At 47.5% G+C, this 24,769-nt stretch carries 22 protein-coding genes; all 22 read left to right on the top strand.

Annotated features, from left to right (window positions below; all coding sequences use genetic code 11):
* Nucleotides 1–59 precede the first annotated feature (59 nt).
* The gene (locus V9K67_RS05815) at nt 60–827 is read left to right on the top strand and encodes a polysaccharide biosynthesis/export family protein (protein ID WP_336720723.1); all 768 of its coding nucleotides are present in this window, start codon (nt 60–62) and stop codon (nt 825–827) included.
* Nucleotides 828–856: 29 nt separating this feature from the next.
* On the top strand, nt 857–3,193 hold the full coding sequence (locus V9K67_RS05810; RefSeq protein WP_336720721.1) for a GumC family protein: 2,337 nt from the start codon (nt 857–859) through the stop codon (nt 3,191–3,193).
* 109 nt (nt 3,194–3,302) lie between these two features.
* Nucleotides 3,303–5,105, top strand: a complete 1,803-nt coding sequence (locus V9K67_RS05805) for an ABC transporter ATP-binding protein (RefSeq protein WP_336720719.1) — start codon at nt 3,303–3,305, stop codon at nt 5,103–5,105.
* A 31-nt stretch (nt 5,106–5,136) separates the two neighbouring features.
* On the top strand, nt 5,137–5,901 hold the full coding sequence (locus V9K67_RS05800; protein ID WP_336720717.1) for a hypothetical protein: 765 nt from the start codon (nt 5,137–5,139) through the stop codon (nt 5,899–5,901).
* Nucleotides 5,902–5,987: 86 nt separating this feature from the next.
* Nucleotides 5,988–7,103, top strand: a complete 1,116-nt coding sequence (locus V9K67_RS05795) for a polysaccharide pyruvyl transferase family protein (protein ID WP_336720716.1) — start codon at nt 5,988–5,990, stop codon at nt 7,101–7,103.
* 53 nt (nt 7,104–7,156) lie between these two features.
* Nucleotides 7,157–8,074 (top strand): glycosyltransferase family 2 protein, encoded by a 918-nt coding sequence (locus V9K67_RS05790; RefSeq protein ID WP_336720714.1) that lies wholly within the window; start codon nt 7,157–7,159, stop codon nt 8,072–8,074.
* Nucleotides 8,075–8,172: 98 nt separating this feature from the next.
* Nucleotides 8,173–8,970 carry a glycosyltransferase family 2 protein gene (locus tag V9K67_RS05785; protein ID WP_336720713.1) on the top strand — a complete coding sequence of 266 codons (798 nt, stop codon included), beginning with the start codon at nt 8,173–8,175 and terminating at the stop codon, nt 8,968–8,970.
* 6 nt (nt 8,971–8,976) lie between these two features.
* Nucleotides 8,977–9,138: an LbetaH domain-containing protein gene (locus V9K67_RS05780; protein ID WP_336720712.1), complete on the top strand. Its 162-nt coding sequence runs from the start codon at nt 8,977–8,979 to the stop codon at nt 9,136–9,138.
* 10 nt (nt 9,139–9,148) lie between these two features.
* Nucleotides 9,149–10,126 (top strand): hypothetical protein, encoded by a 978-nt coding sequence (locus V9K67_RS05775; protein ID WP_336720711.1) that lies wholly within the window; start codon nt 9,149–9,151, stop codon nt 10,124–10,126.
* Nucleotides 10,127–10,142: 16 nt separating this feature from the next.
* On the top strand, nt 10,143–10,733 hold the full coding sequence (locus V9K67_RS05770; protein WP_336720710.1) for an acyltransferase: 591 nt from the start codon (nt 10,143–10,145) through the stop codon (nt 10,731–10,733).
* Nucleotides 10,734–10,737: 4 nt separating this feature from the next.
* The gene (locus tag V9K67_RS05765) at nt 10,738–11,889 is read left to right on the top strand and encodes a glycosyltransferase family protein (RefSeq protein ID WP_336720709.1); all 1,152 of its coding nucleotides are present in this window, start codon (nt 10,738–10,740) and stop codon (nt 11,887–11,889) included.
* Nucleotides 11,890–11,987: 98 nt separating this feature from the next.
* A complete protein-coding gene (locus tag V9K67_RS05760) occupies nt 11,988–13,040 on the top strand; it encodes a glycosyltransferase family 4 protein (RefSeq protein WP_336720708.1) in 1,053 nt (350 codons plus the stop codon).
* A gap of 33 nt (nt 13,041–13,073) precedes the next feature.
* Nucleotides 13,074–14,330, top strand: a complete 1,257-nt coding sequence (locus V9K67_RS05755; RefSeq protein ID WP_336720707.1) for a glycosyltransferase family 4 protein — start codon at nt 13,074–13,076, stop codon at nt 14,328–14,330.
* Nucleotides 14,331–14,349: 19 nt separating this feature from the next.
* Complete coding sequence (locus V9K67_RS05750; protein WP_336720706.1) at nt 14,350–15,720, top strand: hypothetical protein; 1,371 nt, start codon at nt 14,350–14,352, stop codon at nt 15,718–15,720.
* Between the two features lie 10 nt (nt 15,721–15,730).
* Nucleotides 15,731–16,900 carry a glycosyltransferase gene (locus V9K67_RS05745; protein WP_336720703.1) on the top strand — a complete coding sequence of 390 codons (1,170 nt, stop codon included), beginning with the start codon at nt 15,731–15,733 and terminating at the stop codon, nt 16,898–16,900.
* Nucleotides 16,901–16,970: 70 nt separating this feature from the next.
* Entirely contained in the window at nt 16,971–17,987 is a 1,017-nt protein-coding gene (locus V9K67_RS05740) for an acyltransferase family protein (protein WP_336720701.1), read from the top strand.
* Between the two features lie 32 nt (nt 17,988–18,019).
* Nucleotides 18,020–19,249, top strand: coding sequence for a glycosyltransferase (locus tag V9K67_RS05735; protein ID WP_336720700.1), 1,230 nt, complete (start codon nt 18,020–18,022; stop codon nt 19,247–19,249).
* An 88-nt stretch (nt 19,250–19,337) separates the two neighbouring features.
* A complete protein-coding gene (locus V9K67_RS05730; protein ID WP_336720699.1) occupies nt 19,338–19,925 on the top strand; it encodes a WcaF family extracellular polysaccharide biosynthesis acetyltransferase in 588 nt (195 codons plus the stop codon).
* 37 nt (nt 19,926–19,962) lie between these two features.
* Nucleotides 19,963–20,787 (top strand): glycosyltransferase family 2 protein, encoded by an 825-nt coding sequence (locus V9K67_RS05725; protein WP_336720698.1) that lies wholly within the window; start codon nt 19,963–19,965, stop codon nt 20,785–20,787.
* A gap of 54 nt (nt 20,788–20,841) precedes the next feature.
* On the top strand, nt 20,842–21,951 hold the full coding sequence (locus tag V9K67_RS05720; RefSeq protein WP_336720697.1) for an acyltransferase family protein: 1,110 nt from the start codon (nt 20,842–20,844) through the stop codon (nt 21,949–21,951).
* 96 nt (nt 21,952–22,047) lie between these two features.
* Nucleotides 22,048–23,103, top strand: a complete 1,056-nt coding sequence (locus V9K67_RS05715) for an acyltransferase family protein (protein ID WP_336720696.1) — start codon at nt 22,048–22,050, stop codon at nt 23,101–23,103.
* 185 nt (nt 23,104–23,288) lie between these two features.
* Complete coding sequence (locus V9K67_RS05710; RefSeq protein WP_336720695.1) at nt 23,289–24,599, top strand: WcaI family glycosyltransferase; 1,311 nt, start codon at nt 23,289–23,291, stop codon at nt 24,597–24,599.
* Nucleotides 24,600–24,769 lie beyond the last annotated feature (170 nt).

The raw sequence follows: 24,769 nt of genomic DNA, 5'->3' as shown, positions 1-24,769 counted from the left end.
TTATTGTTCGCCATCTACATTATTAACTATCCACCGAATTAATTGCTTATTGGTTACTTATGAAAATAATAAAGCATTTTCTGTTTCTCTGCCTTTTTGGTTCTTTGTGCGGCTGCTTCAATACAAAGAATGCAATTTATTTTAATAACCTCCAGGATTCTGTGATCACAAGGCAGGCTGCGGAAGTTGAACCCGTCATTACACGCAACGATATTCTGAACATTTCGGTTTCCAGCCTAAGCCCTGATGCATCTTCCCTGTTCAACCTGGGAGGGGCTTCAGCAGCTCCTGCGGGCCCTTCTGCACAGGCGAGCGGCTACCTGGTAGACGGGGATGGTCTAATCCAGTTTCCGGTTCTTGGGCATATAAAGGCAGCAGGGTTAACAAAGCGGCAGCTGGCGGACACATTGACCAAGCAACTGGTCAATCGACAGTTGCTTGTTGATCCCATCATCAGTGTCCGGCAGGCCAATTTTCATGTGACAGTGCTGGGCGATGTCGGCCGGCCGGGTGTGATTCCCGTGCCGAATGAGCGGATAAGTATCCTTGAAGCTATTGGTAATGCGGGTGATCTTACCATTCAGTCCAAAAGAAACAATGTGCTTTTGATCCGGGAAGAGGGCGGAAAAAAGATTACCCGCAGGATTGACCTGAACGCCTCGGACATATTCACCTCTCCCTATTACCACCTGCGTTCCAATGATATTGTTTACGTGGAGCCCAGTGCGTTGAAGATAAAAAACGCGAACCGGAAACAGCCCCTGTTTCCCATTATCCTAAGTACCATTTCAATAAGCTTACTATTGGCTGACCGAATCTTTAAATAAACTCGTCCACTACCGATAAAAGTTATTCTATGCAAGAAGCGCAACAAGCTCAGGGATTGAGCCGCAGGGAACAGGCTGTTTTCGACAGTCTAGGGAAAAAGTACCTCCCTTACTGGCCCTTGTATTTGGTACTGGTAGCCCTTTTCGTTACGGCTACCTATTTCTATCTTCGTTATCAGGTACCTCTGTACCAGGCAAATGCAACCCTGCTGATCAAGGACGATAATCGGGGCGGTAGCGGAACGCCGCAAATGGTGCAGGAACTGGATGCTTTTGAGATCAGCAAATCAGTGGAGAACGAAATTGAAGTGATTCGTTCCCGTAAGTTGGCTAAAGAGGTGGTCAGGAATCTTCACCTGTACGCTATGGTGGCACAGGAAGGCCGGGTGAATGATTACCCGGCTTATACCCTGTCTCCCATTTCCATTCAGGCGCGATTTCCCGATTCCATTCGGGCATCCGGCAATGTATACTTTACCTTCAATGCGGCGTCCGGTACCGTGGTGGTTGATGGGAAGACGTACCAACTGGACCAATGGTACCGGTTGCCATATGGCGAACTGATGTTCACCCGTAACAAAAACAACACAGCAGGCGGATCGTCGCAAAAGGATTTTTATTTTTCCATGGTAGATGTAAAGTCCGCTGCAAATGACCTGCTGAGCCGGTTAAGTGTACTGGCTTCCTCGGGAAGTTCTTCCGTCCTGAAATGGGTCATTCTGGACCTGGAGCCGAAACGGGCTGAAGATATCCTCAACGAGTGGATCGACTGTTATAACCGGGCGGCTGTTGAGGATAAAAATGTGCTGGCGGCCAACACTCTCCGATTCATCGAGGAACGGTTGAAATATGTAATGGACGACCTGGATTCCGTGGAGCACCGCGTAGAACGGTTCAAGGCGGTCAATAAGCTGGTGGATATCAGCGCCCAGGGACAGATGTTTCTGGAAAACGTGAGCAAGAATGACCAACAGTTATCCGATATCAACCTAAAAATGGTGGTGTTGCGCCAAGTAGAGGATTATGTTCGCTCCAAGAATAAACAGGCCGGGATTGTACCTGCAACGTTGGGAGTGGAAGACCCGGTACTGATGCAACTGCTCAATGGCTTGTACGAGGCGGAAACCCAATACGAAAAGCTGAAAAAAACCACTGCTGAAAATCATCCTTCGGTAGGGGCGCTGGCCGGACAGATCACTAAAATGCGGGGCAATATTCTGGAAAATATTGCTAATCAGCGGCGCACGCTGGATGCCGGTAGGGCACAGGTGTTTGCCAGCAACAGCAAATACTCCTCGCTGCTCGCTTCCCTTCCCTCCAAGGAGCGGGAACTGGTCGACATCAACCGGCAACAGGCCATTAAAAACAATATTTATACGTTTTTGCTGCAAAAGCGCGAAGAAACAGCGCTTTCTTCTGCATCGGCCGTTGCCGATAGCCGCATTGTGGACGTGGCGGAGTCCAATTACGGACCTATCCTGTCCAACAGCAGTATGATGTATACCATGGCAGTGCTCAGCGGTCTGTTGCTGGGTATTGGCCTGGTAACCCTGAAAGGCTTATTATCCCGGACCCTCCAGTCACGAGAAGATCTGGAGCGGGAAACGGTAGTGCCGTTACTGGGAGAAGTGGCACATGACCGGTCGGGGAATATCATTGTGATAGGGGAAGGCAAGCGGTCCTTTATTGCAGAGCAGTTCCGTTATTTACGTACGTATCTCAGTTTTCTGGGTATAAATGAAGCGAATAATAAAATACTGGTTACCTCTTCTATCCCCGGGGAGGGAAAAAGCTTTACGGCCCTGAACCTGGGTATCAGCCTGGCCCTGACCGGAAAACGGGTGGTTCTGCTGGAACTGGACCTCCGGATGCCTTTCCTGAGCGCCAGCCTGAACCGTTCCGATTATCCCGGCGTATCCAATTTTCTGATAGGGCAAAAGGAAATCGACGACATCGTAGCACCCACAGATCTTAATGAAAACCTGTTTATCGTACCCTCCGGCCCCATACCGCCGAATCCTTCCGAACTGCTCATGAATGGGCGGTTAAAAGAATTGCTTGAATACGCGGAGCAGCATTTTGATTGTGTCATCGTGGATACGGCTCCGGTAGGCCCCGTAACGGATGCTTTTATCCTGATGCCCCTGTGCAATGTAACCCTGTATGTGGTGCGACAGGGGTATACGCCCAAAGCCACTTTGCAAAGGCTGGACGAGATTTACCAGCTTCATCAGCATAAGAACATGGCGGTTGTTTTCAACGGGGTGAAACCCAAGGGGCTGACGGCATATAAAAATACCTATGAATACGGTTATGGCCAGGAAGCCGGCAGAAAAGAGAAGAAACGCAAAAAGGTAGTCTCCTGAGGCCTGGTTCGATGATCAGCGCCTGCATGCAACCGAATATTCCATAAAGGAGAAAAGAAAAGGGTTGCGGAGGCGGCGGGTGCTTTATTTTCCAATAAACGAAAGAGTAATGCTTTATCAGAATGTAAAAAAGCTTTTAAAGAGATATTTCGAAAATTTTGTCTTTTTCTACCAAAGATTAGGCCGACGGATTATTATACGGGTTTTACTCAGTATTGCCGTCAGCCTGTTTGACGGATTGGGACTATCCATGTTCCTGCCTTTGTTGCAGATGGTAGAGAAGTCCGGTAGTTACCATTCGGAGAACCTGGGGAACCTGAGGTTCCTGGTAGACGGGCTGGCTTACCTGGGCATTGGCATTAATCTGTTAAGCGTACTTATCGTCCTATGTTCCTTCTTTATCCTTAAGGGCCTAGTTCAATATGCCAGTTCGACCTACGAGGTGAAGATCAGGCAATACTTTGTCAAAACCACCAGAAGGCGATTGACCCTGTTAATGGGTGAAATGTCGTATAAGAACTTCGTGCTTTCCGATGTGGGGAAAGTTCAGAATACGCTGTCCGGCGAAGTTTCGCGGCTGTCCATGGCGTTCCAGCAATATTTTGCTACGGTACAGCAAGGGGTAATGGTGCTGGTGTATATAGGCTTTGCCTTTTTTGTGGATGTAAAGTTCGCCCTGATCATTTGCCTGGGTGGCGGATTGACCAACCTGCTGTATAAACGGATTTATGCCTATACCCAGGCTGCTTCCAGAAAACTCGTGTTCGGCACCAATTATTACCAGGGCCTTATTTTGCAGTATGTCAACAGTTTTAAGTACTTAAAGGCTACTGGTTTGCTGAAAGACTACAATGGCAAGCTGCTCGGTACCATAGACCATATTGAAGAAACGAACAGCAAGATCGGCAAGTACAGCGCTATTGTATCCGGAACCCGCGAGCCGCTGCTGATCATCGTGGTTAGTACCGTTATCCTAATTCAGGTAAATGTTTTAGGAGGGTCCCTGGGCACGATCCTGATCAGCCTGCTATTCTTTTACCGGGCACTGTCCTCCCTGATGCTGATGCAAAGTTCCTATAATGGCTTTCTGGGGGTTTATGGTTCCATTGAAAATATGACCGAGTTTGAGAAAGAACTGTCAAATAGCAGGGAAAAGCAGGGTACCTATGAATTGAAGGAATTCAAAAACCAGATCGTGCTGGAAAAGGCCGGCCTTCGTTACAAAGACAGGGAAATACTGCGGAACATCAGTTTAACGATAGAAAAAGACCGTACGATCGCCTTCGTAGGGGAAAGTGGAAGCGGAAAGACCACCCTGGTAAATGTGCTGGCCGGTTTAATACCCCTGGATGAAGGGAAACTGCTGATCGACGGGATCAGGAGCAGCGAGCTAAATATGGTCAGCTACCAGAAAAATATCGGATACATTACGCAGGATCCCGTGATCTTCAGCGATACCATCTTTAATAACGTCACCTTCTGGGCCGACCCCACTCCGGAAAATTACAGCCGCTTCCACTTGGCCTTAAAAAAGGCATCTCTGGAAGACTTTGTGGGAAACCTTCCAGAAAAGGAATTGACGGAGTTAGGAAATAATGGTATCAACTTGAGCGGTGGGCAGCGGCAAAGGATATCCATTGCCCGGGAATTGTTTAAAGATGTGGATATTCTCATTCTGGATGAAGCCACATCAGCGCTGGATTCGGAAACGGAAAAGAGCATTCAGGAAAATATCGAATCCCTGCATGGAAAGTATACGGTCCTCATAGTAGCACACCGGCTTTCCACCATCAAGGACGCAGATTCCATTGTGGTGATGAGTAAAGGGGAGATTGTGGAATCAGGTTCCTTTGACAAATTGATGAAAACGTCAAAGAAGTTCGGGAAAATGATCGAGCTGCAGGAATTGTAAAAACGCAACGTTCTTCAAGAAAAAAAAACTAATGAGCAAGGTCATTTACAGGCTGTCTAACATTAAAGTCATATTTAAGACTTTAAACTCTTATAAAACCTATTCTGTAAATAGGAAGAAGGACAGGTATGCAAAGTTATTGAAAGCCACCAAGGCAGAAATCGGGTACGGGTCGCTGCAGCCGGCTTATGAGGGTTTATTGAATAAACTGATCTATAAAAATGAAGACTGGAACATTGTAAAGCATCGCTTTCATGACCGTTTCTTAAAGTTCTTCAACCTTCCCGTCAGTACGGCGGATAATGTATGTGTCGATAATAAAACCGTCATAGAAGGGAATGACATTTATGTAAGTACCTCGGGATTGAAAGATGATTGGATCTATTATTACCTGGACGATACCTCGCTGAAGAATTACGAACTTAAGTTCAAGGCGGTTTTCCACTCAAAATTCCGGGAAATTCAGTTTGGGTTCCGCTATCATGACTTTTACAACCGCTACCGGTTCAGAATTGAAGACAACTGCCTCCATTTTGATGTAGTCAGCAAGGGCCAGTTTTACAACAGTTTGCTGGTGGAGCCGTTCGCCATCACCGTAGGGGAAACGTATTCTTTTGCAATTGTTGTGAAAGATAGCAAATTCAGTTTCGTGAGTAATGGCAAGGTGGTAATGACAGTTGACGACAAGCTGAAGTTGTTCAATAAAGGGGCTGTAGCCTTTATCCTGTGGGATGATTGCGGGGACAGCAACATCCAGACCGAGTTAAAAAACATCGAATTAAACCCTATAAAATAATAAAATCAGTTGGTTGTTCCCGTAGTGCTTTCTAGTGTTTATAAAAGGGGAACAACGGGCACCGGTTTGTACAAATTTAGACCACTATGAATATTCTGATCGATAATGCAAACTTTGTAAATAAGGGGGCGGAATTGATGCTGCGCTCAGTGATCAAAGAATCGAAGAAAAAGCATCCGGGCTCCCGGTTTGTGATCACTCCGCACAGCGCTGGGGGCAATTACGCCAAACCGATCGGGGAAGGTTTATTTATCTACCAGCGTCGGAAGCTGTTTAATTATTTTCCTAAATCATTGCTCGACAAGCTTTATTTTGTAAAGCCTTCGAAAATCGACGTTTTGCTGGATGCCGGGGGCTTTCAGTTTTCCGATCAGTGGCTGGGAATGTATAGTGCCGCTTCCAATAAAAAGTTGGAACAGTATTATAAGTCTCTGAAGGAAAACGGCACCAAATTAATTTTCCTGCCTCAGGCATTCGGTCCCTTCACTCATCAGCTATCTATTGAACGGATGAAAATCGTTTTCAAGTATGCTGATGTTTTATTCGCACGGGAAAAGGTTTCCTATAATTATCTGGTGGAATTATTCGGAGAAAACAAAAAGGTCATATTAAAGCCGGATTTTACCAATCTTCTGAAGCCGGCCGTTCCGACGGCAAAGCTGGTTGAAGACCGCAAATATGTATGTGTGGTACCCAATTACAGAATGGTTACCGAAACAAGTAAGGAAGTTTCTTCCCAGTACCTTTCTTTCATTACTAAGTTATGCCAGTATTTTGTAGACAGAGGCGAACAATTAATATTGTTGAATCACGAAGGAATTGGTGACGAGGAGATTATCAATAAAATTCAGGAGGGCCTTTCCAGCGAAGTGCTGAAGTTGAACAACCTCAATGCGCTGGAAGTAAAGGCGGTAATCGGGAAAATGAAGCTGCTGGTTTCCTCCAGGTTCCATGGGGTGGTCAGTGGCCTCTCCCAGCAGGTTTGTACTTTCTGTACCGGCTGGAGCCATAAGTACGCGGAACTGATGGCCGATTACCAGGTGCCGGAAAACCTGTTGGATATTAATGACTTTGCTTCCTGTCAACTAAAGATGGAGGAAGCTCTGGGTAATCCCCGTAGTGTGCATCATGTTTCCTCAGAAGTTATTAAAAGCCTGGAGCAGAAGTCTCAGGAAATGTGGAAGCTGGTTTGGGCCCAATAGCTTGTGGTTGGAAAAAGGAAAAGAAGGGTAATCATTTAAACTGCCAATAAAGGATGAGTGTACTAGTTTCGGTCATTGTTCCTACCTATAACAGGGCTGATAAAATAATAAAGTGTCTGGAAAGCCTGGCCGGCCAGACCTATTCCTCTTTGGAAATAATTGTGGTGGATGATGGATCCGTGGACGATACCCGGCAGGTGATCGAGGGGTTTGTAAAAGAAAGAAGCCTGGAGGGCATTCTCTTTTATTACCGACAGGCCAACCAGGGCGCTCCTGTGGCGCGGAACTTGGGATTGAAGAAGGCGAGGGGCAGCTATGTAGTATTTTTTGATTCCGATGATATGATGTTTCCGGACCGCATACGGAAGCAGGTTGAAGCCATGAACCGGGAAAAAAGTGATTGTAGTGCCTGCGGCTTCGTACACTCTTCCAATGAGGAGGTTTTTATACCCGAAGTGGATGCGGAAAAAGGATATATCGGCTCCCTGATCTATTGGAAGCTTATGGGCAGTACCCAGTGCTGGATGTATAAAAAGGAAATACTGGAAAAGATCGGCGGCTATGATCCGTCGTATGCCTGTTATCAGGATTGGGACCTAACGTTCCGGTACCTTACGTATGCCCGAAAGATCGCACTGGTAAAAGAAAGCCTTAGCATTTTTCATAATGACGAACGGAAGGACCGGATCACCTCACAGGTGCAGGCGGAAAAAAGGATCCCTCATATCCAGCGCTTCCATATAAAGGTTATCGATTGGCTGTTGCAGGAAAAACAGGATGCCAAACTGCTGAACCATATGCTGTTCAATTATGTGCACCAGGTAACCCTGCCCTATTACAAGGGCGGTATGAAAGCAAAGGCCAAAGAATCCTACAGCTCTCTTGCGCAAGTGGTGAAACAGAAGTCTTTAAGTAAAGCTTTTTCTTTACGTTTCGTCTTCTTCAAGCACCTGATAAAAGAAATGGTTTAGCAGGTTCGTCCTAGGGCGATTTAGCTCTATTCAGAATTCCGCCTTATTGATTTATTGATCAGGTAGCTATTCCTTCAAACCAAAACTTCATAATAGTCGTGAATAAATTATCCATTATAACCATCAACTATAATAATGCGGCTGATTTAAGGGAGACCATAAAATCAGTACTGGAGCAGACCTGGACTGGCTTTGAATACATTATTATCGACGGGGGCTCTACCGATGGAAGTGTGGAGATCATCAAGCAGCACCAGGAAAGGATCGCTTATTGGGTAAGTGAACCTGACAAAGGCATCTTCAATGCCATGAATAAAGGCATCGAGAAGGCAACTGGAGAATATTTGTTAATGCTGAATGCCGGGGATGTTTTACACAGCCGGGATACGCTGGAGCAGGTTTTCGGTAAACGTTCTTATACGGAAGAGGTATTGTATGGCAATGCCGTTTTAGAGTCCAACGGGAAAGTTTTTGGTACAAAGGTCTTTTCCGAACCCGTCACATTCGATTTTTTCAGAAAAACGTCCTTAAGCCACCAGGCATGCTTTATTAAAAGAGAGCTGCATGATCGCAGCGGCCTTTATGATGAAGCTTTGAAATACTCCTCTGACTGGAAGTTTCTTTTGCTGGCTTTTTGTAAATACAACGTCCGGTCTGTATACCTTGACCTTTTTCTCGCTACCTGTAACTGTGATGGGCTAACCTGGAGTCCAAGGAATTTTAAGGCAATGAGAAAGGAAATGAATAGTGTTTTGGACATGCATTTTCCAGGTTATGTTTTTGTAGACCAGAGTGCTGATGAGCAAGGTAAATGGTTCGGTACGGGACGGGCAATTATAAGTTCGGTTAAAGGTCTGGCCAAAAAGGGGCTGAAAAAGATTATCCCGAGCTTGTAAATTTTTTTGGAAAGAAAAGTTCGGATCGGCATGGGTTCCATCATTATGAAAGGGGTAACGATTGGAAAAGGCAGCGTGATGGGCGCAGGATCCGTGGTAAATAAATCTATACCTGATTACGAAATCAGTGCGGGTTCACTTGCCCGCTTTATCCGTAAACGAATATAACTCTATAACATTGACTTCCGTTATTTGTACCTTATTTGAAGGGCACTATCATTTTGGAGTGGCGGCCTTGGCAAATTCCCTGCATCAAACGGGTTTTCAGGGATCCATTTACGCTGGTTACCGAGGGGTTTTGCCTGCTTGGGCATCCGCCGCCAGAGACAATTGCGGCTTCAACTGGCCGGGAGCGAAAACCCTTCAGCTGCATGAAGGGCTTTCGCTTCATTTTTTGCCGGTTGATACGGATTACCATCTGACAAATTATAAGCCCGATTTCATGCTGCAGTTATGGCAGGGACCGGCTGCTGGTGGGGAATCCCTGTTCTATTTCGACCCGGATATCGTGGTTACGGCCCCCTGGTCCTTTTTTCAAGATTGGGTGCATTGCGGAGTGGCCTTGTGCGAGGATGTAAACTCTCCCCTGGAGAAATACCATCCCCGCCGGGTTGCCTGGAGAAAGTATTTTGGTGAAAAAGGCTTTGACCTTCAATTTAAAAACAACATATATGTCAACGGCGGCTTTGTAGGGGTTAAGAAAAAGGATGAGGGTTTTCTGCAAATGTGGAAGCATATCCAGGAGGCCATGGCATCGGTAATAGGAGGGTTAAACCGTTCCGCTTTTAAATCGGGCGGCCAATTGCCCAAAAGCGAGCAGGGGCCGCTGGCTCCTTTCAGCACCACCGACCAAGATGCACTGAACGCAGCAGTTGAAGGCTGGGAAGGGGCGGTAAGCCTCATCGGCAAAGAAGCAATGGCCTTCAAACCGGGCTTTGCCATCATGCCACATGCCCTGGGCCAGCCAAAGCCTTGGGATTGCCATCCCGTGTACCAGATACTGAAAGGGCGGGCGCCCCGTTTGGTTGACCGCAACTATTGGAATGCCGCAAATGGAGTCATCCAATCGCAGCCGCGCTCCCTGGTGCTTCGCAGAAAAGCCCAGATCTCGTTCAGCGCCTTTGTCGGGCGGTTTTATAAACGCAGTCAACACTAAAAGGAAAGGAGTCAGCATGAGCAACAGCGCTTCCCGGAATACCATAATACTTCAAAAGGGAGCCTTCCTTATCCGGTACAGGTTTGCTAAAAAAGCAGTAAGCAACTTCAGGAAACTTTGGCTGTCCTGTTTTGGAATGAAAATCGGGAAAGGCACCATATTGTCCCGCGTTCATGTTACCTGGCCGCACCAGGTGCTGATAGGCCGGAAGTGCCTGTTTGAAAAAAATGTTTATCTCAAATATGATGGTATCTGGCAACCCGGCCCTTCAATAACAATTGGCAACAATGTATTTATAGGATCGGGGTGTGAGTTCAATATAAAATTAGGCATCCTTGTCGGAAATGATTCCCTCATTGCTTCGGGTTGCCGGTTTATTGACCATGATCATGGAATAGGACTCGGCGAACTGATGCGTATTCAGGAGGGGCCGGGAAAACCGATCCGTATCGGAAATGATGTCTGGATCGGATGTAACGCAGTGGTTTTAAAGGGCGTGGAGATTGGCGATGGGGCTGTAGTGGCCGCTGGGGCGGTTATTACCAAATCCATTGGACCCGGTGAAATTTGGGCGGGAGTGCCAGCAAAAAAAATCGGACAACGGTAATAGTATGAAAATTGTTTTTCTATGCGGTTCGCTGGAGCCCGGTCGGGATGGGGTAGGAGATTATACCCGAAGGCTGGCAGGGGCGTTAATCCGCCAGGGATATGAAGCTTTGATCGTTTCTTTGAATGACCCATTCGTTCAAACGGATATACAGGAGGCACAAGGCGTTGATGAAACCGATGTAAGCGTATTGCGGCTTCCTTCCTTGTGGCCGCTGAATACCCGGCTGCATCACTCGAATAAATGGATAAAGACCTCCGACCCTTCCTGGCTAAGTCTTCAATTCGTGCCGTTCTCCTTTCATTCCAGAGGGTTGCCTTTTGAAATGATCCGGTTTTTTGCAGAGGTTGGAAAAGGCAGAAGGTGGCATGTTATGTTCCATGAGCTTTGGGTAGGGATGGACCGGCAGTCATCGCTGAAAATGATTTTGTGGGGCAATCTTCAAAAGCAAATAATAAAATCGCTGATGGCCAGGCTGGTCCCGGAAGTTATTCACACACAGACGTTGTTGTACCAGGCCCAGTTGTCGCATGTAAATGCCCGGGCCGGATACCTTCCGCTATTTTCAAACATCCCCCATGTTAATAAGCCGGAGCGCGGGCGGGGCGAAGCCGGACCGGTTTTAAAGAAAGGTAGCAGGGTTTCATTTGTAGTATTTGGCGCCATCCGGCCCAACGTTCCCATTTCTTGGTTTGCTAAGGAGGCGGCTCTTTATTCAAAGAAAACGGGTTTGACTGTTGACCTGATTGTCATAGGCCGGTCGGGTCCCGAACTGCAACATTGGGAAAAGGTATGGACGTCGGAAGGACTGGAAATAAAGGTGCTTGGAGAACAATCACCCTGCAGTATTTCAGAGGTGTTGAAAAAGGCAACTGTTGGCATTTCTACCACTCCTATAACCTTGGTTGGAAAAAGCGGTGCGGTAGCGGCAATGCTGGAACATGGCTTACCTGTAATCTGTGTTACAAATCCCTGGGTAATAAGAGGTAATATAAAAGTGAAATCCCCTGATGGGGTCCAGGAATTTCAGAAGGGAAACCTGGAATTCTGTTTAAACAGTTTAAAAACGGTTCACCCGGAATTTAATGTTTCGTCGATTGCAAGGCAGTTTGCTCTTGCCCTTTCCCGTGAAATGAAGGTAACTGAAGCTTCCTGATCATTGGAATGGTTTGCTTTTTAAAAGTTCTTTCTACTAATGAGTATAATGGATCATTGTGGAATGCTATTATAAATGATTGAGGTAAAATTGTTTTGATGCAATTAAAAATTCTTTTTCTCTCCCATAAGTTCTATCCGGATATTGGAGGCATTGAGGTAAATTCAGAGATTCTTGCTGGGGCTTTTACAAAGGCTGGCCATACAGTAAGGCTTATTACTTGGTCATCCGATAATTCGGACAAAAGCTTTCCTTTTACGGTTATCCGGAAGCCCAGATATAGGGCCTTGATCCGGGAGCATGCCTGGGCCGATGTGGTCTACGAAAATAATCCCTGCTTGCGGTTGAGCTGGCCAGGCATTTTTTGCCGTAAAACCTCGGTGGTAGCCCTGAGAACCTGGGTAAGCCGGCTGGACGGAAGTATAGCCTGGCAGGACCGGATTAAGAAGTGGCACTTAAACAAAACCGCAGCTGTAATTGCGGTAAGCGAATCGGTGCGGAAAAAGTGCTGGCCCGGGGCTACGGTAATCGGGAACCCATACCGCGCCCACCACTTCCAGATCAATCCGGATATTCCCAAACAGGTTGATTTTGTTTTTCTGGGACGTCTGGTTTCCGATAAAGGGGCCGACCTTGCTGTCCGGGCATTAGAGCAATTAAAGTCCTCCCGGGAATCCAGCACCGGGGCCGACCGGCCGCTCTCCTTAACCATCATCGGGGACGGTCCGGAGCGGGAAGCCCTTGAAAGCCTGACCCAAGAGCTGGGCTTGCAGGACCGAATAGTTTTTACAGGGTCGCTCCGGGGAGAAGAGCTGGTCGCCTGCCTGAATCGTCACCGGTACCTCCTGGTGCCTTCCTTGTGGGAAGAACCTTTTGGAAATGTAGCGCTGGAAGGAATGGCATGTGGGTGCTTGCCTATAGTTTCAGATGGCGGAGGCCTGGAAGATGCGGTCGGCAATGCCGGTATCGTTTTTAAAAGGGGCAGTGTTCCGGATCTGGTCGCCAGCATAGAAAGTTTGCTGGACAATCCTGAGCGGGAAAAAAAGCTGCGGCAGGCGGCAGGCGATCACCTCGCCATGCACCATCCCGATAAAGTGGCCCGTAAGTATTTGAATGTTATTGAAGCTTCCGTCAAATCGCGTTTGTATTAATGGAAGGTGCTGTAATGAATTATAAATTACCCCATGAAAGTTTTGATCTCTCACCCTACTGGTAATGCCAATATGCGGGCGGCGGCAGCCGGCTTCCTGGCTGCTGGCATACTTGGGGAACTGAATACGGCTATTGCTACCTACCCCGGTACGTTGCTTTACTGGTTAAGTACTTTTGGTCCTCTTTCGGAGTTGCGCAGACGGAACTTTCCTCCTGGGCTGAAGCCTCTGACCCGCCAGTATCCGTGGAAAGAGGCGGGCCGGCTGGCCGCATCCAGGGCTGGTATGCATGCCTGGACGCGACATGAAAAAGGAAGGTTTTGTATAGATGCGGTATACCATAGCCTAGATGATCATGTCGGCAAACGGTTGAAGCGAGTGGTTGAACGGCAAATTGACGCGGTTTATGCCTATGAGGATGGTGCGCTCGAGTCCTTTCGGAAAGCAAAGGAACTGGGACTTCCGTGCTTTTACGATCTGCCCATAGGCTATTGGCGTGCAGCGAAGCACCTGATGGAAAAAGAAGAAGCCAGCTGGCCCCATTGGGCGTCAACATTGACGGGCTTAAAAGATTCCAAAGCAAAGCTGGCTCGGAAGGATGAAGAATTGCGCCTTGCAGACCGGATTTTTGTGGCCAGCAGGTTTACTGCCACAACTTTACAAAGCTTTCCCGAAAGTTTAGGCCCTGTTGAAATCATTCCCTACGGGTTCCCGCCTGTTTGTGACCATCGTACATACGGTACCGGCCACCGTTTCAAACCCCTGCGGCTGCTGTTTGTGGGGGGGCTTTCTCAGCGTAAAGGGATCGCGAATCTTTTTGCGGCCGTGGAATCTTTGGGGCGCCGTGTAGAATTGACGATTGTAGGCAATAAAGCCAGCAATGACTGCCCGGCTTTGGATACAGCATTGGCAAAGCACCGCTGGATTCCCAGCCTTCCCCATGCTGCTGTCCTGGAGCTCATGCAGCAGCATGATGTGCTTGTTTTTCCCTCCTTGTTCGAAGGCTTTGGCCTGGTGATCACGGAGGCCATGTCGCAGGGAACGCCCGTGATCACTACCGATCGCACTGCAGGCCCCGACCTGATACAGCAGGATGAAAACGGCTGGCTGGTGGAGGCCGGTTCTACAGCGGCTTTACAGGCTGCCATTGAAAAGCTGCTTCAAAACCCCGCGCTGATCGCAAAGGCAGGCCGGGAAGCACGGGAAACCGCCCATAAAAGGCCTTGGGAGGTTTATGGAAAGGAATTGGCAGCAGCAGTTATGAAGCATAAGAAGCCCCATAAGCAGTAAACTACTTCGACCCTTTTTTATGAGTCAATTTATAAACGCCGATGTTTCCGGGGGGAACGTCCTGAGTCTTTATACCAGAAGCGGCCACCTGTTTCCTACCTGGAACGATGTGGACCCAAACCGCTGGCTCAAAAAAGGTATCTGGGCTTATTTCTTACTCCTGGTTTTTGAGGGCGCATTACGGAAATGGGTGCTGCCCGGGCTGGCAACACCTCTGCTGATCATTCGCGATCCGGTAGCCTTCTGGCTGTTGGTGATGGCTTGGAAGCGGGGTTTGCTACCCAATGATCTTACCCTTGCCGGAATGATGCTGATCGGTTTGCTGACTACATTCACCGGTTTTTATCTGGGGCATGGGAACTTATTTGTCGTACTCTACGGGGCACGGATTTTTCTGCTGCATTTTCCTTTGATCTTTGTCATTGGAAATATTTTTACTGCGAGCGATGCTGTCAAAGTAGGAAAAGTTGTCTTATGGCTTTGCATACCCATGACCTCCATTATCCTGCTTCAGTTTTACAGTCCGCAATCAGCCTGGATAAACCGGGGTATTGGCGGTGATATGAATGGATCGGGTTTTTCGGGAGCCATGGGTTATTTCCGACCTTCAGGTACCTTTTCTTTTACAAGCGGAGTGTCTTCCTTCTTCGCATTTGCGGCCGCCTATATTTTTTATTTCTGGTTTCAAACCAGAAGCATGAACCGGTTGGTTCTGGTGGTTGCCACCTTTTGTCTTTTGGTAGCTATTCCCATTTCCATTAGCCGTACGCTGTTTTTTTCTGTGATTGTATCCTTATGTTTTGCATGTGGCATTATGCTCAAAAAGCCTAAGTATTTGGGAAGAGTGCTTTTTGCAGGTTTGGTCCTGGTGATGCTTTCCTTTCTTTTGAGCAAAAACAGTGAATTCCAGCATGCCATCCAGGTGTTCGGTGCCCGCTTTGAAAGCGCTAATAACCAGGAAGGCGGACTGGAGGGTGTTTTGCTGGATCGTTACCTGGGAGGGATGATCGATGCATTGAGAACATCTTCGGCACATTACTACTTTGGATTTGGTTCCGGTATGGGTACGAATGTAGGTGCCATGCTGCTGTCCGGGAAGCAGACATTCCTGATTTCCGAGGGAGAATGGGGGCGGTTAATTGGGGAATTAGGACCGTTGATGGGAATGCTGGTGATCTTTTTGCGTATTCGCCTGAGTGCAAAAATGGCGATAGGCGCCTATTCCAAACTTCAAAAGGGCATGCTGCTTCCGTGGATGCTTCTGAGTTTTGTCCTGTTACAGTTGCCCCAGGGGGGATGGGCACAACCCACCTCCTTAGGTTTCTGCGTATTCATTTCTGGATTGTTACTGGCAACTTTACGAAAACAGGAAACGGGACCATCTGTTTAAATTGAATGTTATGAAACTTGTTTTTTTCTCCCATCCCAGTTTTCTGGGTTCTCAGAGTATGCCTCGCTATTCGGCCATGCTGGCTAAAGGAATGAGGGAACGTGGGCATAGCGTTGAGATATGGGCACCACGGCCCCACTTTTTCAAGCTGCCTTTTCCGGATAAGTACCGGAAGTGGCTAGGATATATAGACCAATATGTACTGTTCCCCAAAGAAGTACGCAGTTCTTTAAGAAAAAAGTCTTCGGACACATTGTTTGTGTTTACCGACCATGCCTTGGGGCCATGGGTACCTATGGTGGCGGACCGTCCCCATGTGATCCATTGCCATGATTTTATGGCGCAGCAAAGCGCTCAGGGCCAAGTGCTGGAAAATGTTACCGGATATACGGGCAGGAAGTATCAGACTTACATCCACCAAGGTTATTCAAAAGGAAAAAACTTTATTTCGGTTTCGCAAAAAACAAGACGCGACCTGCATGAATTTCTTCCCTGGCTCCCGGCGGTTTCGGAAGTGGTTTACAACGGCCTGAATCCCCTGTATCAACCATTCGACGCCATCGAGGCCCGGACGGTATTAAGCCGTGAAACCGGCATTGAGCTGGGCTCCGGGTACCTGCTGCATGTGGGCGGTAACCAATGGTATAAAAACCGGCTGGGTGTTATAGAATTGTATGATGCCTGGCGGTGCTTTTCGTTCCAAAGCCTGCCAATGCTATTGGCGGGGGAAAAACCATCGGAGGCTTTACTGCAACGGCGGGCCCAATCCCCCTACCGGTCCGATATACACTTTATTGAGGGGCTTAGCGATAATCATATGCGGCTGGCCTATGCCGGAGCCTCTGTTTTCCTGTTTCCTTCCCTGGCCGAGGGATTTGGCTGGCCGATAGCCGAGGCTATGGCGGCGGGTTGTCCGGTGATCACCACCAATGAAGCGCCGATGACCGAAGTAGCGGGCAACGCCGCCTTTTTAATCCCCCGCCGTCCCAGTAACAGTAAGGAATTGAAAGCGTGGGCGGAACAAGGGGCTCAAGCGGTTATCAGGGCCGTTAATATGCCGGTTAGAGAGCGCAGCGACAGGGTAGCTGCAGGGATGGAAAACGCCCGACGTTTCAATGTGGAGGATGCTTTGGACAGGATGGAGATCATTTACCGGGAAATCCTTGCCTGTACGCCCTGAAATGAGGATCGCTTTCCTGAACAATGATACATATGAAAAAAAAGGATCAGTTCCTTTAAGTTAATTTCAAATGGAAACAATACAGAAGATAAAGCTACCTCCCTCAGTAAAATCGGAAAAGAGAAATGCCACCATTGATGTGATCCGGATCTTCGCCGCTTTAGGAGTCATTGCTATTCATGTACCTTTTCATACCCCTGAAGCGCGGCTTTTTCAGGACGTATTCTCGCCGCTTTGCGTTCCTTTTTTTTATTTAACCTCACTAGTGTTGATGGTATCGGGGATGGAACCGGCAACGGTACCCGGCATTTTAAAAAAATCTCTTTTGCGGATCGGCTTGCCTTTCCTGGCATGGTCATTCATTTACGCGGGATTGCTATGGGCTAAAAGTACCCTGACAGGTGCCGATAATAATCTGGTTCTCTGGAGAGTATTGCTTTTCGGGGAAAGCGCTGTTCACCTATATTTTTTACCCTCATTGCTGAACATACAACTGCTTGTCGTTGGGGTTTTTATGATTTCTTATTCGGCTTTCTCCCAAAAGCTCCTGGGCTTTCTGTTTGTTTCCTTATCGATTTGCTACCTGGTATTGGGGGCCATTGTTAACAGCTATGGTGTAGCCAGTGCGCCTCATATCATCTTTTATGTGGTTGCCGCATTTTTACTCGCTTCAAAGACCAACAGGTCGGGCTTTCATGGGCCGTTGGTAGCTGCCGGTATCTTCCTGGTAGGTTTATCGGTCTTTAATATGATCTTTAAGATCCATGCTCCGGTGGCGGCCAGTGTGGTGAACCTACCAATTGGCGGATTGGGACTGCTGCTGCTTGCTATCGGACTTCCCCTTAGAAAGGTGCCCGGATGGGTAAAAGTCCTGAGTTCCCTGACTTTTGGCATATACCTCTGCCATGTAGTTTTCCTGGAGGCATTCCAGTTCTTTTTCAAAGGGGCGTTATCCGTTGAACTGCATTATAACTTAATAGTAAAACTGCTTGTCTGTGCCCTTGTCTTTGCTTTATCAGCATTGTTTGCCTTCTTAATCAGGAAAAATTTCTTATTGCGAATTATACTCTTGGGAGAAACGAAATGAGGACCAAAAAGATATTACATGTTATAGACAGCATGGACCCCAAACTGGGCGGTGTATGCCAGGCGGTCAGGACAATCATTGCAGGTCTGCAAGGGTTGCACTATTCAAACGAAGTGGTTTGCCTGGATAATCCGGGTTCCTCCTTCTTGGAGACCGACGCGTTTCCCGTTCATGCGCTGGGCCGGGGAAAAGGGCCCTGGTCGTACAGTCCCCATCTGAAAGGATGGCTGAAGGAAAATTTGTCCCGCTTCGATGTGGTGGTGCTTCATGGACTCTGGCTTTATTGCGGATATGCGCTCCATAAAGCTATGCGCCTTTATAAAATGCGGCACGGCCACGACCGGGCGCCCAAACTATGCATTATGCCACATGGCATGCTCGATCCCTATTTTCAAAAGGCAGCCGGAAGGAAAATAAAAGCATTAAGAAACTGGGCTTATTGGCACCTTATTGAAGCCCGGGTGGTAAACGGGGTGGATGGTTTGCTTTTTACCTGCAGCGAGGAGCTGCGCCTTGCCCATGAATCGTTCGGGTCCTATCATCCCAGGCAACCCAAGGTAGTTGGATTGGGTGTGGAAGAACCTTTTCCATATACCCATTCCATGCAAAGTGCTTTCCTGGAGCATTGTCCCGGCCTTAAGCAGGAGCCTTACCTGCTCTTTCTCGGCCGGATACACGAAAAAAAAGGAGTGGATATATTGATCAAAGCCTATGCAGAGATCGTCAGGCAGCATGCTTTCCAGAGATCAGGCAGGCTATCCGTTGTAAACAATTCGGCGGGAGAGGCGCTTGTCCAGGAGGAGTGCCATGATGTGCCCAAACTGGTTGTTGCAGGGCCCGGATTAACGACTCCATTTGGCGGCCACATGCAACAGATGGTTGCGGAGCTTGGATTGCAGGATCAAGTGCTGTTTCCCGGTATGCTCTCCGGCGATGCCAAATGGGGAGCTTTTTATGGTAGTCAGGCTTTTATTCTTCCCAGCCACCAGGAAAATTTCGGGATAGCGGTAGCGGAAGCCCTGGCCTGCCATAAGCCGGTGCTCCTTTCCAACCAGGTAAATATCTGGAAGGAAATTGAGCAGGAGGGGGGAGGTATCATTGCGGATGATACCCTGGAAGGAACGAAACGGCTTCTGAACAGCTGGATATACTCGTCCGCTGAACAAAAACTGCAGATGGCCTCCAATGCATACGCGGCTTATGAAAAGCACTTCGAGGTAGGACAGGCCGCCAAAAACTTTGCCAGCGCTATTTGCCTGTGAGTGTCAAATGATCCGAAATGACAGTCCGGAACTCCGCATCTTTCAACCTTTATCATCCTATAATAGTTACCCTGCAAATTGCTGCTTCATGCATAATCAAGATACTTTTGTCGGACCTTCTTTTTCCCTGGGCAACCGCCTGCGCAGGGTTTTATGGAATGTAGTTGCCGGGCTCCTGTTCCGGAATTCGCCCCGGCCCTTTCACAGCTGGAGGGCCTTGCTGCTCCGGCTGTTTGGCGCTCAGGTAGGAAAAGGAGTGCATGTTTATCCCGGGGTGAAGATATGGGCGCCCTGGAACCTGCAATTAGGCGACGAATGCGGTATCGCCAATGGCGTAACGCTCTACTCGCAGGGTAAAATAACCATTGGGCGACGGGCAGTGGTGTCGCAGGGCTCTTATCTGTGTACCGGTTCTCACGATTACACCCATCCAGGATTTCCGCTCTATACAAAGCCGGTTTTTATAGGCGACCATGCATGGATCGCTGCTGAAGCTTTTGTACATCCGGGCGTAACCATCCATGAAGGATGCGTGGTAGGGGCCCGGTCCGTAGTGACAAAGGATATGCCTGAATGGACGGTATGCGGAGGGCACCCTTGTAAGCCTTTGAAGCCCAGGATAATGAATGAACTGGTTCGAACAGTGGCCGGGGAAAAGCAAATTGTAACAGCTTAAAGAATATAACAGCATAATACGCGAAAACAGAGATCTCATGATACTTGATTTGACAATAGTCATTCCGGTAAAAAACGAGGAAGCCAATCTGGGTGGCTGCCTTGCCGCTATCGGTAATGACCTGGCCCGGCAGGTGGTAGTGGTGGATTCCGGGAGTACGGACCAGACGAAGGTAATTGCCCAAAAGAATGGTGCGGCGTTGATTGACTTTGTCTGGGACGGAAAGTTTCCCAAGAAACGGAACTGGTACCTGAGAAATCATACTCCGGATACCAAATGGGTACTTTTCCTGGATGCGGATGAGCACCTGACCGAGGACTTTAAAAAGGAACTGCGGGCAGCTCTTGCAAAAGAAGATTATGTCGGTTTCTGGTTAAGCTATACCGTTTACTTCATGGGTAAGAAGCTCCGGGGCGGGTACCCGCTGCGCAAACTGGCCCTGTTCCGTGTAGGCGCCGGCGAATACGAACGAATAGATGAGGATCAGTGGAGCCGGCTCGATATGGAGGTGCACGAGCATCCGGTGCTCCAGGGCCAGATAGGACTGATCCGGAGTAAGATCGACCACCGTGATTTGCGGGATGTAGGCCACTATATGCATAAACACAACGAGTATGCCAGCTGGGAAACCGCCAGGTATTATCAGCATGCCGGGCAATTGCAGGAAGGGGCTAGATGGACCTGGAAGCAAAAGCTGAAGTACCGCCTGATGAACAGTCCCTTGATCGGACCGGCTTATTTTTTCGGAAGCTTTCTCTTGCTTGGAGGCTTCCGGGATGGAGCTAGAGGCCTGGCGTTCGCCATTTTAAAAATGTCTTATTTTACCCAGATCTATTGCAGGTTACAGGAACGGGCAAAGTAGTGCTTTACTGGTTGATATATCTGCGATAACTGTTTATACTACCAAAATGAGTTTATGAGAATAAAGCAAAAATTATTGTCGGAAGTGTCGGAGGTGCCTGCACTATTTGAGCGGAATTATTTCCCCTCCCTGGATGGCTTGCGAGCGGTTTCCATATTGCTGGTTGTGGTAATTCATGTGCTGATGTCCTTTAGTTTGAAATTTGATTTTCATCCCCTGGCTAATCTGGGCGTTCAGTTTTTCTTTGTGATCAGCGGCTTCCTGATTACCACCCTCTTACTTAAAGAAAAAGTTACAAAGGGAAGCATATCCCTGAAAAACTTCTATATCAGGCGGTTCTACCGGATCATCCCGCTGGCTTACTTTTATTTATTGGCGGTGTGCGCCTTGAATATCCTTCTGGGATTGAATATAAGCTGGTATGCCATTTTATTTTCCTTCCTTTTCGTTAGGAACTTCTTTTTAAACTATAAGGGAGCTAATCATTTAACGTCCCACTATTGGTCTCTGGCTATTGAGGAACAGTTTTACCTGATATTTCCTTTTATTTTAAAAAGGAACCTTAATATCTACATGTTCTTCCTGGCATTCATTATTTGCTTTTCCCTGCTTTTCGATCTTTTACATATACACACTTCCAACCCTTATGTCGGCTTTGTGTTCAATCTGATCGTGCAGTTCCAGGGTATAGCGGTGGGCTCGCTTTGTTCTGTCCTGATCTTCAAAAAAGTGATTGTTTTCAATGGGGGGGGCAGGTATAAAAGTCTTCTTGTGTCCGGCCTGTTTCTCCTAACTTTTTTGAGTCCTTTGATACTGAAGTCCTCTCAGCATTTAATGATTTTCATTGAGTCGGTGTCGTTTTCGGCTCTTCTTATTCTTTGCCTGATCAGGGAAAATGCGGGCGACCCGATTTTCGATTTCCTTAACCATAAAATCATGAAGGGTGTAGGAATGCTTTCTTATAGCTTATATATATGGCAGCAGCCGTTAACGCTTAATCTTGGTTACTTTAACCGTGCCGGTTTTCTGGCAGGTTTCCCGTACAAGTTTATAACTTATACATCCATAAGCATTGTTTCATTAGGCTTATTGGCTCTGGTAGGCTACCTTTCCTATTTTCATTTTGAAAAGCGCTTCCTGAAGCTGAAGTATAAATACCAATAAGCGCACGGGCAGCAAAATTGTGCCGTTCGTTATCTGTTATCTTTCCGGCTCCTGTGGCAGATAGATTGTTTTTTCGAGCCTAAATAACCAAAACTGATGTTTAATTTTAAAATCCTTCCAGACAGCAAACAGCTTGACAGCCTGGTGCTGCTCAGGGGTGTCGCCGTAATAATGGTTTGCTTTTGTCATTTTGGCTTTGCCCTAACAGAAGGACATATATTCGGACCGCTGTTTGCCTGCTTCGACCACTATGGCCAGTATGGGGTTCATGTTTTTTTTGTTATATCCGGGTTTGTTATTCCTTATAGCCTTTTTAAAGGAAAATACCACATCCGGCATTATGGCCGTTTCCTGTACAAACGCCTGTTGCGGCTTCATCCACCCTATATCGCGGCACTGGCTTTGACTTTGGCCATTATGTTTTTATCCTATAAAGCAAGGCATATGGCTTACCCGGAAAACATGCTGTCCATTTTAAAAAGCCTGATCTATTTTCACTTTCCAGCAGATAACCCTGTCTTTTGGACCTTGAATATAGAAGCGCAGTATTATTTGCTGATCGGCCTTTTGTATGCGCTTTTGATGCGTTATCCAAAAATGGCTTTATATGTTGTACTGCCCGGACTCTTATATATCAGCCAGACCGGTATCGCCCATACTGTTACCCTTTTTTCCTTCCTGGTATTCTTTCTGGTGGGGACGATTGGGTTTATGATCTATACAAACAATGGGTCCCCTGCAGTTAATGGTACGGTCTTAGTTGTGCTGCTGGCTTATTCCGCATTTTATTATGAGTTCCCTTCGTTTGTAGCAGCGCTGTTCACCATAGGTTTTATTTTGTTCTTTCGGTTACCTGTATCCAGCATTCTACAGTTTCCAGGGAAAATATCTTATTCCATTTACCTGATACATTTTCCTATTGGCATAAAGCTGATCAATTTGTTGAAGCCGAAAATGAGCATTTCCAATAGCTGGATTCTGTTTTTCGTTGCCACTTTCCTTACTTTCTTTTGCGCCTGGCTTTTTTACAAGGTGTTTGAAGATTACTCAGAAAAGATTTCGAAAAGAATAAAATACAAACCAGAAGCCAAAGAAAGTTTTCCTCAGCAAGCGCTTGCCCCTGATCTTGCCAGTCTGAATTCAGTTCGATAAAAAGTATGTAGATTCCTGCTACCGCCCTTTCGTGGCAAACCAAACGGCAGACAGGATATACCTGCAATTTTTCCAGTTGCGGTCCTTTTATAAACCAAACTTTATACGATTCACCATAGTCCGGCAATTTCCGGAAATGATATGCTGTAAATAATCAACCCATTTAACCCATCGCAAGTGTGCTTATGAGAAAGAGAATTTTACTGATTGGAGGAAACTTTTTTCCTGAACTGACCGGCATTGGTAAGTATAATGGCGAAATGATTCAGTGGTTTGCCAGCAAGGGATACGAATGCACGGTAATTGCCACCTCTCCCTATTACCCTCAATGGAAGGTGCAACAGCCTTATTCCAACAAATGGTATTCCAGGGAAACGATCCCAACCTCCGGCAAACCTATTGAAGTGTACCGCTGTCCTCATTACGTACCTTCCAGGCCTAGCGGTTCCAAGCGTTTGCTGAGCGAGATGACCTTTACTATTAGTTCCTTGTTCGCACTGGTGCGAGTGCTTAGTGGGCAAAGCTTTGATTATGTGATTACGGTTGCTCCTCCCTTTCAGTTAGGCTTTCATGCCTTGCTTTATAAAACCTTTCACAAGGCCAAATTCCTGTACCATATTCAGGATCTACAAATTGAAGCTGCCCGCGACCTAAATATGATCAAGTCGAAAAAGTTGGTCGACCTGTTGTTTCTCCTGGAAAAGCGGGTCCTAAAGAAGAGCGATATGGTCAGCAGCATTTCGGGAGGCATGCTCAAAAAGATAAAAGATAAAATCGGCCGGGATGTTACTTTGTTTCCCAACTGGGTGGATACTGAGTTTTTCCATCCGTTGAAGGAAAAAGAGGATATTAAAGAGAGCTTTGGCTTTTCCCCTTCACAAAAGATAATTCTATACTCTGGAGCTATAGGCGAAAAGCAGGGACTGGAAATGATCCTGAGCACCGCCAAGGCGCTCGAGCAGGAGTCGGAATTGCAGTTTGTGATCTGTGGCTCCGGTCCCTACAAGGAAAGGCTGCACCAGATGGCAATAGATCAGGGCCTTGCCAATGTGCATTTTCTGCCCTTGCAGTCGCATAAGCGTTTCAACGAATTTTTAAACATGGCCGACGTGCACCTGGTGATCCAAAAGGCAAGTGCCGGAGATCTGGTGATGCCGTCCAAGTTGTCTACCATCCTGGCCGTTGGGGGATTAGCGGTAGTAACGGCTGCTCCCGGTACCAGCTTGTACGAAACGGTCCATAACCACGGGATCGGACTGGTCGTGGAGCCGGAAAGCCCGGAAATGTTTACCGCCGCCGTTTTAAATGCCGTCCGCAGTGATGGTTCCCTTTTGTGCTCCAGGGCCCGCCGGTACGCCGAAGATGCTTTGTCCCGGGACCAGATATTAACCCGCTATGCTGAACAGATGGAGCAGCTGCACGAACCTGGAGTTAAGAAAAAGAAGCGCTTCACCCGTCGCTTTTCGGTATCAGATACCATTCCTGAATCCTTGTGATCCTCCTTCGCCGGCATTCTGCCGTGAAATGGGAGGGCTCCCTTCGCCCGGGGGGAAAGGGGGGACTGTTTGCCGTCAGGCAATTTCCGCCCGTCTTGGCGCTCATGTACCTATGGCTGGGCTACCCGGTTTTTCACTTCAAACCGAAGTAGCATCTTTTTACAATAGCA

The sequence above is a fragment of the Huijunlia imazamoxiresistens genome, assembly GCF_037132455.1.
GTDB lineage: Bacteria > Bacteroidota > Bacteroidia > Chitinophagales > Chitinophagaceae > Flavisolibacter > Flavisolibacter imazamoxiresistens.
This window is presented reverse-complemented; position numbering and strand designations above follow the sequence as displayed.

Excerpts from the sequence above, each read along its gene's own strand:
- V9K67_RS05815 (WP_336720723.1), top strand. The coding sequence starts at position 60 with ATGAAAATAATAAAGCATTTTCTGTTTCTCTGCCTTTTTGGTTCTTTG.
- V9K67_RS05810 (WP_336720721.1), top strand. The coding sequence starts at position 857 with ATGCAAGAAGCGCAACAAGCTCAGGGATTGAGCCGCAGGGAACAGGCT.
- V9K67_RS05805 (WP_336720719.1), top strand. The coding sequence starts at position 3,303 with ATGCTTTATCAGAATGTAAAAAAGCTTTTAAAGAGATATTTCGAAAAT.
- V9K67_RS05800 (WP_336720717.1), top strand. The coding sequence starts at position 5,137 with ATGAGCAAGGTCATTTACAGGCTGTCTAACATTAAAGTCATATTTAAG.
- V9K67_RS05795 (WP_336720716.1), top strand. The coding sequence starts at position 5,988 with ATGAATATTCTGATCGATAATGCAAACTTTGTAAATAAGGGGGCGGAA.
- V9K67_RS05790 (WP_336720714.1), top strand. The coding sequence starts at position 7,157 with ATGAGTGTACTAGTTTCGGTCATTGTTCCTACCTATAACAGGGCTGAT.
- V9K67_RS05770 (WP_336720710.1), top strand. The coding sequence starts at position 10,143 with ATGAGCAACAGCGCTTCCCGGAATACCATAATACTTCAAAAGGGAGCC.
- V9K67_RS05765 (WP_336720709.1), top strand. The coding sequence starts at position 10,738 with ATGAAAATTGTTTTTCTATGCGGTTCGCTGGAGCCCGGTCGGGATGGG.
- V9K67_RS05760 (WP_336720708.1), top strand. The coding sequence starts at position 11,988 with ATGCAATTAAAAATTCTTTTTCTCTCCCATAAGTTCTATCCGGATATT.
- V9K67_RS05755 (WP_336720707.1), top strand. The coding sequence starts at position 13,074 with ATGAAAGTTTTGATCTCTCACCCTACTGGTAATGCCAATATGCGGGCG.
- V9K67_RS05750 (WP_336720706.1), top strand. The coding sequence starts at position 14,350 with ATGAGTCAATTTATAAACGCCGATGTTTCCGGGGGGAACGTCCTGAGT.
- V9K67_RS05745 (WP_336720703.1), top strand. The coding sequence starts at position 15,731 with ATGAAACTTGTTTTTTTCTCCCATCCCAGTTTTCTGGGTTCTCAGAGT.
- V9K67_RS05740 (WP_336720701.1), top strand. The coding sequence starts at position 16,971 with ATGGAAACAATACAGAAGATAAAGCTACCTCCCTCAGTAAAATCGGAA.
- V9K67_RS05735 (WP_336720700.1), top strand. The coding sequence starts at position 18,020 with ATGGACCCCAAACTGGGCGGTGTATGCCAGGCGGTCAGGACAATCATT.
- V9K67_RS05730 (WP_336720699.1), top strand. The coding sequence starts at position 19,338 with ATGCATAATCAAGATACTTTTGTCGGACCTTCTTTTTCCCTGGGCAAC.
- V9K67_RS05725 (WP_336720698.1), top strand. The coding sequence starts at position 19,963 with ATGATACTTGATTTGACAATAGTCATTCCGGTAAAAAACGAGGAAGCC.
- V9K67_RS05720 (WP_336720697.1), top strand. The coding sequence starts at position 20,842 with ATGAGAATAAAGCAAAAATTATTGTCGGAAGTGTCGGAGGTGCCTGCA.
- V9K67_RS05715 (WP_336720696.1), top strand. The coding sequence starts at position 22,048 with ATGTTTAATTTTAAAATCCTTCCAGACAGCAAACAGCTTGACAGCCTG.
- V9K67_RS05710 (WP_336720695.1), top strand. The coding sequence starts at position 23,289 with ATGAGAAAGAGAATTTTACTGATTGGAGGAAACTTTTTTCCTGAACTG.